The 13,761-nt window shown below is 71.5% G+C and carries 12 protein-coding genes; 3 read left to right on the top strand and 9 right to left on the bottom strand.

Features of this window, described 5'->3' with window-relative positions:
- Positions 1-175 precede the first annotated feature (175 nt).
- A complete protein-coding gene (locus tag HCJ93_RS04405) occupies positions 176-883 on the top strand; it encodes an ester cyclase (RefSeq protein ID WP_167991196.1) in 708 nt (235 codons plus the stop codon).
- Positions 884-969: 86 nt separating this feature from the next.
- Here HCJ93_RS04405 and HCJ93_RS04400 read toward each other — a convergent pair whose 3' ends face one another.
- The 8 genes from HCJ93_RS04400 to HCJ93_RS04370 form a co-directional block, all read right to left on the bottom strand.
- Positions 970-1,455 (bottom strand): hypothetical protein, encoded by a 486-nt coding sequence (locus HCJ93_RS04400; RefSeq protein ID WP_167991195.1) that lies wholly within the window; start codon positions 1,453-1,455, stop codon positions 970-972.
- 8 nt (positions 1,456-1,463) lie between these two features.
- A complete protein-coding gene (locus HCJ93_RS04395) occupies positions 1,464-2,735 on the bottom strand; it encodes a hypothetical protein (RefSeq protein WP_240967430.1) in 1,272 nt (423 codons plus the stop codon).
- Between the two features lie 4 nt (positions 2,736-2,739).
- On the bottom strand, positions 2,740-3,111 hold the full coding sequence (locus HCJ93_RS29270) for a PrsW family glutamic-type intramembrane protease (RefSeq protein WP_373563549.1): 372 nt from the start codon (positions 3,109-3,111) through the stop codon (positions 2,740-2,742).
- A gap of 190 nt (positions 3,112-3,301) precedes the next feature.
- The gene (locus HCJ93_RS04390; RefSeq protein ID WP_167991193.1) at positions 3,302-4,363 is read right to left on the bottom strand and encodes a hypothetical protein; all 1,062 of its coding nucleotides are present in this window, start codon (positions 4,361-4,363) and stop codon (positions 3,302-3,304) included.
- A gap of 219 nt (positions 4,364-4,582) precedes the next feature.
- On the bottom strand, positions 4,583-6,208 hold the full coding sequence (groL, locus tag HCJ93_RS04385; protein WP_167991191.1) for a chaperonin GroEL: 1,626 nt from the start codon (positions 6,206-6,208) through the stop codon (positions 4,583-4,585).
- Between the two features lie 111 nt (positions 6,209-6,319).
- Complete coding sequence (gene groES, locus HCJ93_RS04380) at positions 6,320-6,628, bottom strand: co-chaperone GroES (protein WP_167991189.1); 309 nt, start codon at positions 6,626-6,628, stop codon at positions 6,320-6,322.
- 241 nt (positions 6,629-6,869) lie between these two features.
- The gene (locus tag HCJ93_RS04375) at positions 6,870-7,667 is read right to left on the bottom strand and encodes a polysaccharide deacetylase family protein (RefSeq protein ID WP_309141302.1); all 798 of its coding nucleotides are present in this window, start codon (positions 7,665-7,667) and stop codon (positions 6,870-6,872) included.
- Positions 7,664-8,605 carry a polysaccharide deacetylase family protein gene (locus HCJ93_RS04370; RefSeq protein WP_167991188.1) on the bottom strand — a complete coding sequence of 314 codons (942 nt, stop codon included), beginning with the start codon at positions 8,603-8,605 and terminating at the stop codon, positions 7,664-7,666. Before HCJ93_RS04370 ends, HCJ93_RS04375 begins: the two co-directional genes overlap by 4 nt.
- 90 nt (positions 8,606-8,695) lie before the next feature.
- On the opposite strand from HCJ93_RS04370, the gene HCJ93_RS04365 reads away from it, so the two are divergent.
- A complete protein-coding gene (locus HCJ93_RS04365; RefSeq protein WP_309141301.1) occupies positions 8,696-9,874 on the top strand; it encodes a THUMP-like domain-containing protein in 1,179 nt (392 codons plus the stop codon).
- A gap of 152 nt (positions 9,875-10,026) precedes the next feature.
- On the opposite strand, the gene HCJ93_RS04360 is transcribed toward HCJ93_RS04365, so the two are convergent.
- A complete protein-coding gene (locus HCJ93_RS04360) occupies positions 10,027-11,076 on the bottom strand; it encodes a LacI family DNA-binding transcriptional regulator (protein ID WP_167991185.1) in 1,050 nt (349 codons plus the stop codon).
- A 305-nt stretch (positions 11,077-11,381) separates the two neighbouring features.
- On the opposite strand from HCJ93_RS04360, the gene HCJ93_RS04350 reads away from it, so the two are divergent.
- Positions 11,382-13,748, top strand: a complete 2,367-nt coding sequence (locus HCJ93_RS04350; protein WP_167991183.1) for a beta-xylosidase/alpha-l-arabinosidase — start codon at positions 11,382-11,384, stop codon at positions 13,746-13,748.
- Positions 13,749-13,761: the final 13 nt, after the last annotated feature.

Genomic DNA, 13,761 nt, shown 5'->3' with positions numbered 1-13,761 from the left:
ACTGCTCTCTGACCGGGAGGTCGGTGCAGTGGGCAGCGATCGCCGCCACAGGCTCCGGCCAGGCGCAGCGGTGGCCCGTCCGCCGCAGGGCTCACGCGAGCTGTGGGTGTGGCGGCCCGGTGGGAGGATGGTGCTGACACATCCGGATCCCAGGGGGGCCGGAGAGGTGGGCACCATGACCTTCGTACAGCTCATCGACTGCAGGACGAACCTGCTGGAGGAGATGGACCGGCTCCTGGACGAGTGGGTCGAGCAGACCAGGGGCAAGCGGACGGCGACGCACGCGATGGTCGGCAAGGACCACTCGGACGCGACGCATGTCGTGGAGATCGTGGAGTTCCCGTCGTACGAGGAGGCGATGCGCAATTCCGGGCTGCCGGAGACGGACCGGATCTTCCAGGAGATGGTGGCGCTCTGCGAGGAGACGCCGACCTTCACCGACCTCGACGTGGTGCGGGACGCTCGGCTGAACGCGGACGCGGCGCGGCGGTTCTTCGAGGTGCTGCAGAGCGAGGACGATCTGTCGCCGATGGCGGGCCTGGTCGCGGAGCACTACCACGACCATGATCCCGCCAATGAGCAGGACATCGTCGGTCTGGACCACTTCCGGCGGGAGATGGACGTCTGGCGCAACGCCTTCGACCTCACGATGCGCCTCGAGGACCAGATCGCCGAGGGCGACCGCGTCTGCACGCGCTGGTCCTGGGAGGGCACGCACAAGGGCGAGTTCCTCGGCATCCCGCCCACCGGCAAGAAGGTCTCCATGACCGGCACGACCATCTTCCGCTTCGACAGCCACGGCAAGATCGCCGAGGGCTGGTGGCAGTACGACCGCCTGGGCCTGATGGCCCGGCTGGGAGCCCTGGAACCAACGGAGTTGTAGAGAAGCCGGGAGGAGCCGGCCGTCGCGGGCGAACGGGGCTCAGCTCATCGAGTCCCGCTCCCGCACGGGGTGCCGTTCCGCCGCCCTCAGCGATCGCGCCGGATCAGCGAGGCGTACTCCCCGAACTCCGGGACAGGTTCCCAGTTCTTGGAAACGTCAATGCCGTACCGGCTCTCGGTGGCCCCCACCCCGCCCCCCTCGACCGTACGCTGAATGACGCCATCGGTCGTCATGCGGTAGGTCTCCATGCTTTCCACGTCTGCGTATCCGCCGCGCTCCTGCGATGCCCCGTAACGGTACAACCTCGCCGTTTTCAGAAAGAGCGAACCGTCGATCAGAGTGAACTGGTAGTTGAGCTCGTCGCGAGCGTACTCATCCATGAAGACGACCGAGGCGTAGCCGGTCTCCAGCCGCAGTTCCACACGGAGTTCCGGCGCCGAGTCGCCCTCGGAGGCGGGTACGGCGGTGTAGAGTTCACCGGATTCGTGTCGGGCTCTTGCCTGTTCCGGCGTGAGCGGCCTCATGGGGGCTTCCGTCAGACGGTTCCACTGCTCGCAGTAGGTCCACTTCATGAGCGATTTCAACCCGTGCCTTTCGGTAGCCGGTAGACAAAACCCTGCACATCTCTGATCATTACGCCACGGTCCGCCGCTTCCCTGAGGGCCCATTCTGGCACAGGCCGGGACTGGACAGGGACTTCCAACACAAATCTCCCCGTCAAGGGTTCCCCGATTAACTCAGGGTAATTCGCGCGCGCCTTCGGAGTGTCTGGAACAATCGTCCCTGGGCTATACTTCTGGCTCATCTCATTCAGATAGTTCTTGAACGTGGAACGTTCGATCTTGGCTATCTGCGTGAACTTGCGCGAAACAATTTCTCGTCCGGGTAAATACGAGTCGAGCCACTTTCCATTCTCCAGGTAGACCTCGTTGGCAGGGTACCGGTGCCAGTTATCCCTGTTGAATTGCCGGCCCCTGTTCCACTGCTCTCGTAGCCACGGTGGAAGGCCGCTGCGAGGGCCACCGCCGGATCCCCCCGTCCCGCCCGCCCCCGCCCCGCCCGCGCCGACTGCGAGCAGCGCGACCCCCGCGATCCCGAGGGCACCCGCGTTCAGGGCGGCTGGGGCTGTGACCGCGCCGACCGCACCGCCTCCGGCCAGGGCGAAACCGGTGGGCGGGAACAGGGCCAGCAGGGAGAGCAGGAGAAGAGCGAAGCCGAGGTAGACGAAGAAGGTGTCCAGCGCCTCGAGCAGATGCAGGGTCTTGATACTCCTGCCGTCCGGGCCGGCCGGCCCGAGTCCTCGCCACAGCAGGAAAGTTCCCGTCGTGGCCGCCCCTGCCGCGATGCCGCAGCGGAAGCGATGTGCGGCCAGCGACTCCGCCACGGGCTGGGACGAAGCCTGCCGCCAGGCCCGTAACAGGATGATCAGCTGGCAGGCGATCCAGGCGAGGGCGGCGACGGCGAACCCCATGAGGATCGCCGGCCCCTGCCCCGTCGTGAAGTACTCCTGGAGACCGGCGGTGGAGGGGAACGAACCGACGCCCAGGAAGAGCAGCGACGGCAGCATCAAGAGCCACGGAAGCAGCCGGAGCCACCGTGCTCGGGTTGTGCGAGACCTGCGCCTTCCCCTCAGCCAGGCACGGATGTTGACCGAACGCCAGGCCGCCTGGTTGTCGGACGCGTCCATGCGCGCGGTGATTCCCGTGAGGACGGAACCGAGTTCACTGGTGGCACGGTCGTGCGGCGCGACGGCTGCGGCGTACAGCAGTGACCGCCGCAGCCCGACGTAACGAAGGACGATCAGCAGCGACCAGGGCAGACGCCAGGCCGCATACCGCAGCAGGGCTGCCACGCTGTCACCGTCGGCGCGTTCCGAATCCGCTGCCCAGCGCCGAGCCCAGCACCACGAAGTCCGTGAGTCCCCACTGCCGGCGGATGACCGGACTCCATCCCGCCAGCAGCAAGGGACTGAGCTTGATGAGTTCTTCCGCCCAGGGCGCCACGGTGTAGCTGGTGGTGTTCACCACCTCGACCAGCGACTGCCCCGACCGGCCGGCCTGGAGACGGGTGTAGCCGTACTCCACCAGCGCGGTCGCCACGCCACACCCGTACACCCCGACCAGAAGCGCGAGCAGCACGGTCGGCAGACGCACCGAACGTGTGGGCAATGACAGGAGGAGGAGCTGCAGCACGCCCCAGACGGCTGCCACCGCCATCATCAGTGTCACGCCAAGCCCCCGACACACTGAATGCAGCACAGATTCGCAACAGTGAACGAATGCTAGGCGATCAACTCAGGTATATACAGGCGAGTTGTGGTCAGCTTTGAGGGGCTCATGTGGCGGTCGCGAACTCATCCGGCCGCGCTTGCCGCCCCAGTACCACGCCCTCACGGGACGGGGATCCGGGACCCGGCGGTCAGTCGCCGCCGCCTCCGCCGCCCCCGTCGCCTCCTCCGCTGTCGCCGCCGCCGTCGCTGCCGCCGTCGCCGGCGTCGCCGCCGTCGGAGCCCCAGCCGTCGCTGCCGCCGGGTTCGTTGTCCTCGGAGCCGAAGCCGAGGTTGGTGTACCAGGGCCGGTCCCAGGGGGTTTCGAGGGGTTCGGCGGCGGGGCGCGGGGTGCGGCGGAACCGGGCGAGGCCCGTGGTGTCGCCGAGGCCGAAGGAGACGGCGACGGCGTGGGCCATGACGGCGTCCAGGGGGTCGGGGCCGGACAGATCGACGGTGGCGAGAGGGAGCAGGACGTCGTCGGGGGTGGTGGGGGTGGGTCGGCGCGGTGGGCGGGTGAGCAGGGCGACGCGGTGGCCGTCGCGTTCCAGCCAGGAGCTGGTGGCGTTCTCGCGGCGCAGCGTGTACTGCCGGTCGGGCAGCCGGATCTCGACCCGGCTCTTGGACTTGCGGAGCTTCTTCTGCAGGTCGAGCCGGGCGGTGGTGTCGCCCACGGTCATCACCAGGCCGGCGCCCGGTGCGGACCGGTCGCCGAGGAAGCCGTGGGGTGCCCTGAGACGGACGGCGGGGGCCTGCGGGCCCCAGACGTCCACGTGCACCAGGCGCCGGTCGACCACGACGGCGACCGGTCCGGCGGGGCCCGGGGCGTAGCGGCGTGCCATCCACAGCGGGACGCCCTCCACGCGGGCCCGGCCGGCCAGGGCGCTCACCTGCTCGGGGCCGCCGCAGCGGCGGACGGCGAGTTCGCCGAGGGCGCGGGCGAAGTCGGCGGCCTGGCGCACCTTCCACGGTGTGGTGGTGCCGGTGACGCGGGTGACGGGGACGACGCCGGCGCCCTGCGGCAGGTGGTCCAGGGGGCGTTCGGTGCCGCAGGCGCCGAGCCAGCTGCCGCGCAGGTAGGCGTCGGCCATGGCGGCGAGGTTGAGTTCGTGGAGGGGCGTGGTACGGCCGCCCTTGCGCAGTCCGTCCTCGGTGAGCTGCACGGTCCGGGCGAACGGATTCCGCGAGCGTTCCGAGTAGAGCGTGTGGTGCATGGTCTCTCCCCCTCCGGTCCGGCCGGTTTCTTCTGCCGTGCGGACCGCCTCCGGCCTCGAACGAGCCGGGCGCGGGCCGCCCATCATTAGGTCGCCGGTGCGTTCTTCGGCGGTTCCATGATCGTGGCCCGGCGATTCCCGCGGTCGGCGGACCGCGCGTCCGGCACGGCGAAGGCCCGGCACCCTCCGGGGTGCCGGGCCTTCGAGCGAGCGTGTGGCTCAGTGGGCGTGGCCGTGGCCGTGGCCCGCGGCGGCCGGCTCCTCCTCTTCCTTCTTCTCGACGACCAGGGTCTCGGTCGTCAGAAGCAGGGAGGCGATGGAGGCGGCGTTCTCCAGGGCGGAGCGGGTGACCTTGACCGGGTCGATGACACCGGCCTTGATCAGGTCGCCGTACTCGCCGGTGGCGGCGTTGTAGCCGCTGCCCTTCTCCAGCTCGGCCACCTTGGAGACGATCACGTAGCCCTCGAGGCCGGCGTTCTCGGCGATCCAGCGCAGCGGCTCGACGACGGCGCTGCGGACGACCGCGACACCGGTGGCCTCGTCACCGGACTTGCCGAGGTTGCCCTCCAGGACCTTGGCGGAGTGGACCAGGGAGGAGCCACCACCGGAGACGATGCCCTCCTCGACCGCGGCGCGGGTCGCGGAGATGGCGTCCTCCAGACGGTGCTTGCGCTCCTTCAGCTCGACCTCGGTGGCGGCACCCACGCGGATGACGCACACGCCACCGGCCAGCTTGGCGAGACGCTCCTGCAGCTTCTCGCGGTCCCAGTCGGAGTCGGTGGTCTCGATCTCCGCCTTGATCTGGGCGACGCGGCCCTCGACGTCCTCCTTCTTGCCGGCGCCGTCGACGATCGTGGTGTCGTCCTTGGTGACGGTGACGCGGCGGGCGGAGCCGAGCACGTCCAGGCCGACCTGGTCGAGCTTGAGGCCGACCTCCTCGGAGACCACGGTGGCGCCGGTGAGGACCGCCATGTCCTGCAGCATCGCCTTGCGGCGGTCACCGAAGCCGGGCGCCTTGACGGCGACGGCGTTGAAGGTGCCGCGGATCTTGTTGACGACCAGGGTGGACAGGGCCTCGCCCTCGACGTCCTCGGCGATGATCAGCAGCGGCTTGGAGGAGTTGGCCTGGATGACCTTCTCCAGCAGCGGCAGCAGGTCGGCGATGGCCGAGATCTTGCCCTGGTGGATGAGGATGTACGGGTCCTCCAGGACGGCCTCCATGCGCTCCTGGTCCGTCACGAAGTACGGCGACAGGTAGCCCTTGTCGAAGGCCATGCCCTCGGTGAAGTCCAGCTCCAGACCGAAGGTGTTGGACTCCTCGACGGTGATCACACCGTCCTTGCCGACCTTGTCCATCGCCTCGGCGATCAGCTCGCCGACCTGCTGGTCCTGGGCGGACAGCGCGGCCACGGCGGCGATGTCGGACTTCTCGTCGATCGGGCGGGCGGAGGCCAGCAGGTCCTTGGACACGGCCGCCACGGCCGCGTCGATGCCCTTCTTCAGCGCTGCCGGGGAAGCGCCGGCGGCGACGTTCTTCAGCCCCTCACGGATCAGGGCCTGGGCGAGCACGGTGGCGGTGGTCGTACCGTCACCCGCGATGTCGTTGGTCTTGGTCGCCACCTCCTTCACCAGCTGCGCGCCGAGGTTCTCGTACGGGTCCTCGATCTCCACCTCGCGGGCGATCGTGACACCGTCGTTGGTGATGGTGGGGGCGCCGAACTTCTTGTCGATGACGACGTTGCGGCCCTTGGGGCCGATCGTCACCTTCACCGTGTCGGCAAGCTTGTTGACGCCGCGCTCGAGGGCGCGACGGGCGTCCTCGTCGAACTTCAGGATCTTCGCCATGGCAGCGGGAGCCCTCTCGGAATTCTGGGTGAAATCACTGCGCCCCGGGCGCCCGGCTTCTTATGGATGCGGGGGCCAGGGGCGCAGTCGAGCAAAGGTGCGTCGAGGTGATTACTTCTCGACGATCGCGAGGACGTCGCGGGCCGAGAGAACGAGGTACTCCTCGTTGTTGTACTTCACCTCGGTGCCGCCGTACTTGCTGTAGAGCACGACGTCACCGACCTTGACGTCGAGCTCGATGCGCTTACCGTCCTCGTAGCGGCCCGGGCCCACGGCCAGGACGACGCCCTCCTGGGGCTTCTCCTTGGCGGTGTCCGGAATGACCAGGCCAGAGGCCGTGGTCTGCTCGGCGTCCAGCGGCTGGACCACGATGCGGTCCTCGAGCGGCTTGATGGCAACCTTGGAGCTGGCGGTCGTCACGATCCGACCTCCCCCTTCGGAGATCTCACGGGGTTAACTGTCTGAGGTGGCGACCAGGTCGATCCGTCGTCGCGGGTGCCGGACCTGCCCGTCGCGTGGTTGGCACTCTCCACCGGGGAGTGCCAGAGCCGAGACTATGACTGCGATTAGCACTCGGTCAAGCGGAGTGCCAATCGGCGACGGCGCGTCGGACACCGGTTCGCGCCCCCGGGTTCACTTCGGAGCGCAGTCGGGCGTGCGCTCATGGTTCTGCCCCGGTCCCTGCGAGGTAGTCCTCGAGGCGGGCCACCCGCAGGCCGCGCCGGTCGGCCTCCTTCAGCAGCCGCCTCGTCCGCTCCGCCAGGGTCAGCGACGGCAGATCGACCGAGGGGACGGAGACGATGTCGCCGGGCATCAACTGCTTCGCACCCTGGGCGTAGGTGAGTACGCCGTCCCCGTCCAGGCTCACCCGCCACAGCACGAGAGCCGTGATGCCGCAGTCGGCGGCGGCGCGCAGGGTGGTCGCGTCGTACGTGCCGTAGGGCGGGCGGAACAGGCGGGGGCGGACGCCGAAGCGGGAGGTGAGCTTGCGCTGCTGGCCGCAGATCTGCGCGCGCTGGCCGGCGTACGGCAGCCCGCGCAGAGCGGTGTGGTCGAGGGTGTGGTTCTGCAGGCCGGCCCCGACCGCGCGCAGCCGGGCGAAGTGGGCGTAGCCGGGGCCCACCACGCTGTCGGTGAGGAAGAAACTGACCGGCAGGCGCCGTTCGCGGACGAGGCCGATGAGGCGGGGGTCGCGTTCGGCACCGTCGTCGTAGGTCAGGAAGACGACTTTGTCGGTGGTGCGGACCCGGTCGACGGCCGGCGGGAGCGCGGTGGCGGACGGGCGCGCGGCGGCAGCGGGTGCCGTGCTGTCGCCGGCCGGGCGCGTCGCGGTCTCACCGGCCGGCTGGCCGGCGCCGTCCCCGGCGGTCGCCGCCCGGTGCTGCACGGGGCCGGCGCAGCCCGCGGCCAGCAGCAGCGCGAGGGCCGCCAGCGCCGGACCGCGGGCGCGGGGCCTCACAGGTAGTCCTCCAGGCGGGCCACCGCGTAGCCCTCGGCGGTGACCTTGTCCAGGAAGCGGCGGACCATGTCGCGCATGGTGCCGTCCCAGTGGTCGGTGCCGCGGAAATGGGTCAGCACGATGTCGCCGGGGCGCAGTTCCCGGTCCCATTCGCGGTACTCCCAGCGGTCGACGAAGACCTCCTCGTTCCACAGGGGCACGTACTTGATGCCGCAGCTCTTGGCGGCGCGCAGCGTGTCCTTGTTGTAGTTGCCGAAGGGCGGGCGGAAGAGGACGGGGCGGGTGCCGTAGCGCTTCTCGATGACCTCCTGCATGCCGCAGATCTCGCGCTTCTGGCGGGCGTAGGACAGGGCGGGCAGATAGCGGTGGTGGAGGGTGTGGTTGTTGAGGGTGACACCGCGGTCCTGCATCCGCTCGAAGTAGGCGTAGTCGTCCTCGATGACGTAGTCGCTGAGGAAGGCGGAGTAGGGGATCCGCAGCTCGCTCATCATCCGCAGGAACTTCGGGTCCTTCTCGGCACCGTCGTCGATGGTGAGGAAGACGATCTTCTTCTTGGTCGGGACGGTGGTGAAGACCGGCGGGAGCCCGAGGCTCCGGTGGCCCTTCACCTCGAAGCCCTCGCGGGTGCCGATGTGCGGCTTCTTCCGTGGAGGCGGCGGGGCGGGCAGCGGCACCTTCTTCAGCCCCCAGCGCTTCGCGGCGGCGGCGCGTGCGGCCTGCGTGGCGCGCAGCTTGGTGGCGTAGGAGTCGAGCGCGCGGGCCGGGGGCGCGTTCAGGGGCCGTTCGCCGCTCGCGGGCGGGGTCCCGCCGCGTCCGCAGCCGGGGGCGAGGGCGGCGAGGGCGAGGACGACGAGCGCGACCCGCACCCGCCCCAGGGGGCCCCGCCTCCGCCACACACCCCGCGCCCTCTTTTCATCGTTTTGTCCTACTACTCGCATGGGCCCGGATCCTCCCAGTCCGCCGCCCTCCAGCCGGTCCGACACCGCGACCGGAGGCGCCCGGTCCACCGACTGGCCCACAATGAGCCGGTGAACGACCTCGACCCGCTCCTCACCCCCGAAGGCCGCGCCCTGCTGGAGGAGGTGCGCGACACCGCCCCGGCGGACGAACTCGCCGTCGCCACCCGGCTGCGCCGCGAGCACCCCGCCGAGCTGGTGTCCGCGGCGCTCGCCCAGGCACGGCTGCGGCAGCGGGCGGCGGCCAAGTTCGGCGCGGAGGACGCCCGCCGGATGTTCTTCACCGCCAACGGGGTCGAGCAGTCGACACGGGCGAGCGTGGCCGCCCACCGGGCGCGGAGGTTCGCCGAGCTCGGCGTGACCTCGGTGGCCGACCTGTGCTGCGGGATCGGCGGGGACGCCATCGCGCTGGCCCGCGCCGGCATCCGGGTGCTGGCGGTGGACCGCGACCCGCTCACCGCGGCGGCGGCACGGGCCAACGCGGAGGCTCTCGGCCTGGCCCACCTGATCGAGGTGCGCGAGGACGACGTCACCCGGACCGACACGGCCGGGTACGACGCGGTCTTCGTGGACCCGGCACGGCGCGGCGGGCGGGGCCGGATCTTCGACCCCGAGGCCTACTCGCCCCCGCTGTCCTGGGCGATCGGGGCGGCGCGCACGGCACGGCTCGCCGCCGCCCTGAAGGTCGCGCCCGGCATCCCGCACGAGGCGGTCCCGGACGACGCCGAGGCCGAGTGGATCTCGGACGGCGGGGACGTCAAGGAGGCCGTGCTGTGGTTCGGCGCGGCGGCGGCGAAGGGCTCCGTCCGCGCCACGCTGCTGCCCGGCCCGCGCACCCTGGCCTCCCGCGGCCTGCCCGACCCGGCGGTGCGCCCGCCCGGCCGGTACCTCTACGAGCCCGACGGCGCCGTCATCCGCGCCCATCTGGTCGCCGAGGTGGCCGAGGAGCTCGACGGCGGCCTCATCGACGAGACCATCGCCTACATCACCGCCGACGAGCACCGCCCCACGCCGTACGCGACCGCCTACGAGATCACCGACCGGCTGCCCTTCAACGCCAAGCAGCTGAAGGCGCTGCTGCGGGAGCGCGGCGTCGGCACCCTCACCGTCAAGAAGCGCGGCTCGGCGGTGGAGCCGGAGGAACTGCGCCGCAAGGTGCTGCCCAAGCCGCACGGCAGCGAGGCCGTCACGGTCTTCCTCACCCGGGTCGCCGGTGCCCCGTCCATGCTGCTCGGCCGCCCGGCCGGCTGATCAGCCGACAGCCGCCGCTCCCCGCCCGCCGGCCAGCCGTCCGCGGAGTCGGAGAGCGCGCTTCCGGGTCACCTTGCGTATGCGCATCCGAAAGTTTCGCAGGCCCCTGCACCCGGCCCCGACTGCCTTCTCACACGCCCTCTCGCGCCCTCTCACACACCCGCCGGCGCCGCCGTACTGCTGCGCACCACCAGGCTGGTGGCCAGCTCCACGCGGGTCGCCGTCTGGTCGGCGCCCTTGGCCAGGTCGAGGACCAGCTTGGCCGCCGCCTCCGCCATCTCGGTCAGCGGCTGCCGCACCGTGGTCAGCGGCGGCCCCACCCAGCGGGCCACCGGCAGATCGTCGAACCCGACCACGCTCACGTCCTCCGGGATGCGCAGCCCCAGCTCGCGCGCGGCCTCGTAGCACCCGAGCGCCTGCAGGTCGTTGCCGGCGAACACCGCGGTGGGCCGGTCCTCCCGCCGCAGCAGGGCGAGCCCTTGCCGGTAGCCGGCCTCGTGGTGGAAGTCCCCGGTGAGGATCAGCGCCGGGTCGACGGGCAGCCCCGCGGTCTCCAGTGCGGCGCGGTAGCCGTCGACGCGGGCGCGGCTGCACATCATCTGCGTGGGCCCGCTGATCGCCCCGATCCGGGTGTGCCCCAGCTCGATCAGGTGACGGGTGGCGGCCAGCCCGCCCTGCCAGTTGGTGGCGCCGATGGAGGGCACGTCGGTGCCCGGGTCGCCCGCCGGGTCCATCACCACGAACGGGATGGAACGGCTGGTCAGCAGCGCCCGCCCGGCCTCGTCCAGGCCGGAGAGCACCAGGATCACGCCGTACGGGCGGCGGGCGGCGACCTGGTCGGCCCAGGTGCGGCCGGGGGTGAGCCGCCCCGCACTCTCGGAGAGCACCACGCTCAGCCCGGCGTCCCGGGCCACGTTCTCCACGCCCCGGATGACCTCCATCGCCCAGGCGCTCTCCAGCTCGTGGAAGACCAGGTCGATCAGGGGTGAGCGGGTGGCCTCGGCGCGTCGGCGGCGGTAGCCGTGATCCCGCAGCAGCTGCTCCACCCGGCTGCGGGTGGCCGGGGCGACATCGGCGCGGCCGTTGAGGACCTTCGAAACAGTCGGCGCCGAGACACCGGCCTCCCGGGCGATCTCGGCGAGCGTCGCGGTCTGGCCGCCGCGCCCTTGCGTCCGGGTTTCTGCGGGCTGCGAGGAACTCATGGCGGCGATCGTATCCCCGCAGCACCCCTTGACGAAGTCTCCGAGGCGCCATAGGTTCCCGGAACATTCGATGGATACTTCGAAACATTCGAACCCACCGCCTCGACCCGAGTCACTCGAGCCCGACCAGCCCACGTCACTCCGAACCCGAGCCACCCCGACCCGAGCCACCCCGACCCGAGCCACCCCGACCCGAGCCACTCCGACCAGAACCACTCCGACCCGAGCCACTTCGAACCCAGTCAAGGTGAACGTCCGCGAGGAACGTTCGTGAAAGGGCCGTCCGTCCACCCGACAGGAGCTTCATGACCACCGCGCCCTGGCGTGACCCGAGCCTGCCCGCCGCCGCCCGCGTCGACGACCTGCTCTCCCGGATGACCCTGGAGGAGAAGACCGCCCAGCTGTACGGCGTGTGGGTGGGTGCCGACACGGACGGCGAGGGCGTCGCCCCGCACCAGCACGACATGACCTCCGACTACGACTGGGACGAACTGATCACCCGGGGCCTGGGCCAGATCACCCGCTCCTTCGGCACCGCCCCCGTCGATCCCGACCTCGGCGCGCAGGCGCTGGCCCGCGCCCAGCGGCAGATCGCGGCGGCCGGGCGGTTCGGCATCCCGGCGGTCGCGCACGAGGAGTGCCTGGCCGGGTTCACCGCCTGGCGGGCCACCGCCTACCCCGTGCCGCTCGCCTGGGGCGCGAGCTTCGACCCCGCGCTGGTGGAGGAGATGGCCCGCCGCATCGGCCACGACCTGCGCGCGGCCGGCGTGCACCAGGGCCTCGCTCCCGTCCTCGACGTGGTCCGCGACCCGCGCTGGGGCCGGGTGGAGGAGACCATCGGCGAGGACCCGTACCTGGTCGGCACCATCGGCACCGCCTATGTGCGCGGCCTGGAGTCGGCCGGAGTGATCGCCACCCTGAAGCACTTCGCCGGATACGCCTCCTCGGCCGGGGCGCGGAACCTGGCGCCGGTGCGGGCGGGCGTGCGGGAGTTCGCCGACGTCACGCTCCCGCCGTTCGAGATGGCGCTGCGCCAGGGCGGGGCCCGCTCGGTGATGGCCGCCTACACCGAGACCGACGGGGTGCCCGCCTCCGCCGACCCGGGGCTGCTCACCCGGCTGCTGCGCGAGGAGTGGGGCTTCACCGGCACCGTCGTCGCCGACTACTTCGGCATCGGCTTCCTGCAGACCCTGCACCGGGTCGCGGGCAGCGAGGCCGAGGCGGCGCACGCGGCCCTGCGGGCCGGCATCGACGTCGAGCTGCCCACCCTCAGGTGCTACGGCGCCCCCCTGGTGGCCGCGGTCCGCGCGGGCGAGATCCCCGAGGAGCTGGTGGACCGGGCGGCCCGCCGGGTGCTGCTGCAGAAGTGCGAACTGGGCCTGCTGGACGAGGACTGGACACCGGAGCCGACCGCCCCCCTCGACCTGGACTCCACGGAGAACCGCGCCCTGGCGCGCCGCCTCGCCGAGGAGTCGGTGGTGCTGCTGGACAACCCCGACGGGCTGCTCCCACTCGCCGCCGGGACCCGGATCGCGGTCGTCGGCCCGCGCGCCGCCGACGCGCTGGCGATGCTGGGCTGCTACTCCTTCCCCTCCCATGTCCTCCCCCACCACCCCGATGTCCCCCTGGGCATCGACATCCCGACGCTGCTGGACGCGGTGCGTACCGAACTGCCGGACGCCAAGGTGACGTTCGCCGAGGGCTGCGACACCTCGGGGCCGGACACCTCGGGCTTCGAGGAGGCCGTGGCGCGGGCCGCGGAGGCGGACGTGTGCGTGGCGGTGCTCGGCGACCGGGCGGGCCTGTTCGGCCGCGGCACGTCGGGCGAGGGCTGCGACGTGAGCGACCTGAGCCTGCCCGGGGTGCAGGCCGAGCTGCTGGACGCGCTGGTCGCCACGGGTGTGCCGGTGGTGCTGGTGCTGCTCACCGGGCGCCCGTACGCGCTGGGCCGGTGGGACGGGCGCCTCGGCGCGGTCGTCCAGGCCTTCTTCCCGGGCGAGGAGGGCGGTCCGGCGGTGGCGGGCGTGCTGTCCGGCCGGGTCAACCCCTCCGGCCGGCTGCCGGTCAGCGTGCCGCGCGTGCCGGGCGGGCAGCCGTGGACCTACCTGCAGCCTCCGCTGGGCCTGGCCGGCGAGGTCAGCAGCCTCGACCCGACCCCGCTGTACGCCTTCGGCCACGGCCGCTCGTACACCACGTTCGCCTGGGAGGACTTCACCGGCGGCGGCACGCCGGTCCCGGTCGCGACGGACGGGGTGTACGACGTCTCGCTGACCGTGCGCAACACCGGCGACCGCGCGGGCGCCGAGGTGGTGCAGCTGTACCTGCACGACCCGGTGGCTTCGGTGACCCGCCCCGACATGCGCCTGATCGGCTACCAGCGGGTCGAGCTGGACCCGGGGGCGGCGGCCCGGGTCACCTTCCGCTTCCACGCCGACCTGGCGGCGTTCACCGACCGCAGCGGCGAGCGCATCGTCGAACCGGGCGATCTCGAACTGCGCCTGGCCGCCTCCAGCGCGGACGTGCGCCACACCGCCCGGCTCACCCTCACCGGCGACACGCGCCGGCTCGGTCCGGACCGGCTGCTGCGGTGCGAGACGGAGGTGTCGGTGCTCCCCGGCACCTCGGGCTCCCCGAAGGGCTCGGGGGTGGAGGAGGCCGGCGGAGCGGAGTGACGACGGGGAAGGT

Source organism: Streptomyces composti (assembly GCF_012034205.1).
GTDB lineage: Bacteria > Actinomycetota > Actinomycetes > Streptomycetales > Streptomycetaceae > Streptomyces > Streptomyces composti.
The sequence above is the reverse complement of the archived record's forward strand: the minus strand, read 5'-3'. Positions and strand labels throughout refer to the sequence as shown.

What these genes read in the sequence shown, in the direction of transcription:
- HCJ93_RS04405 (WP_167991196.1), top strand. Translation starts at nt 176, where the DNA reads ATGACCTTCGTACAGCTCATCGACTGCAGGACGAACCTGCTGGAGGAG.
- HCJ93_RS04400 (WP_167991195.1), bottom strand. Translation starts at nt 1,455, where the DNA reads ATGAAGTGGACCTACTGCGAGCAGTGGAACCGTCTGACGGAAGCCCCC.
- HCJ93_RS04360 (WP_167991185.1), bottom strand. Translation starts at nt 11,076, where the DNA reads ATGAGTTCCTCGCAGCCCGCAGAAACCCGGACGCAAGGGCGCGGCGGC.
- groL (WP_167991191.1), bottom strand. Translation starts at nt 6,208, where the DNA reads ATGGCGAAGATCCTGAAGTTCGACGAGGACGCCCGTCGCGCCCTCGAG.
- HCJ93_RS04350 (WP_167991183.1), top strand. Translation starts at nt 11,382, where the DNA reads ATGACCACCGCGCCCTGGCGTGACCCGAGCCTGCCCGCCGCCGCCCGC.
- HCJ93_RS04390 (WP_167991193.1), bottom strand. Translation starts at nt 4,363, where the DNA reads ATGCACCACACGCTCTACTCGGAACGCTCGCGGAATCCGTTCGCCCGG.
- HCJ93_RS04370 (WP_167991188.1), bottom strand. Translation starts at nt 8,605, where the DNA reads ATGCGAGTAGTAGGACAAAACGATGAAAAGAGGGCGCGGGGTGTGTGG.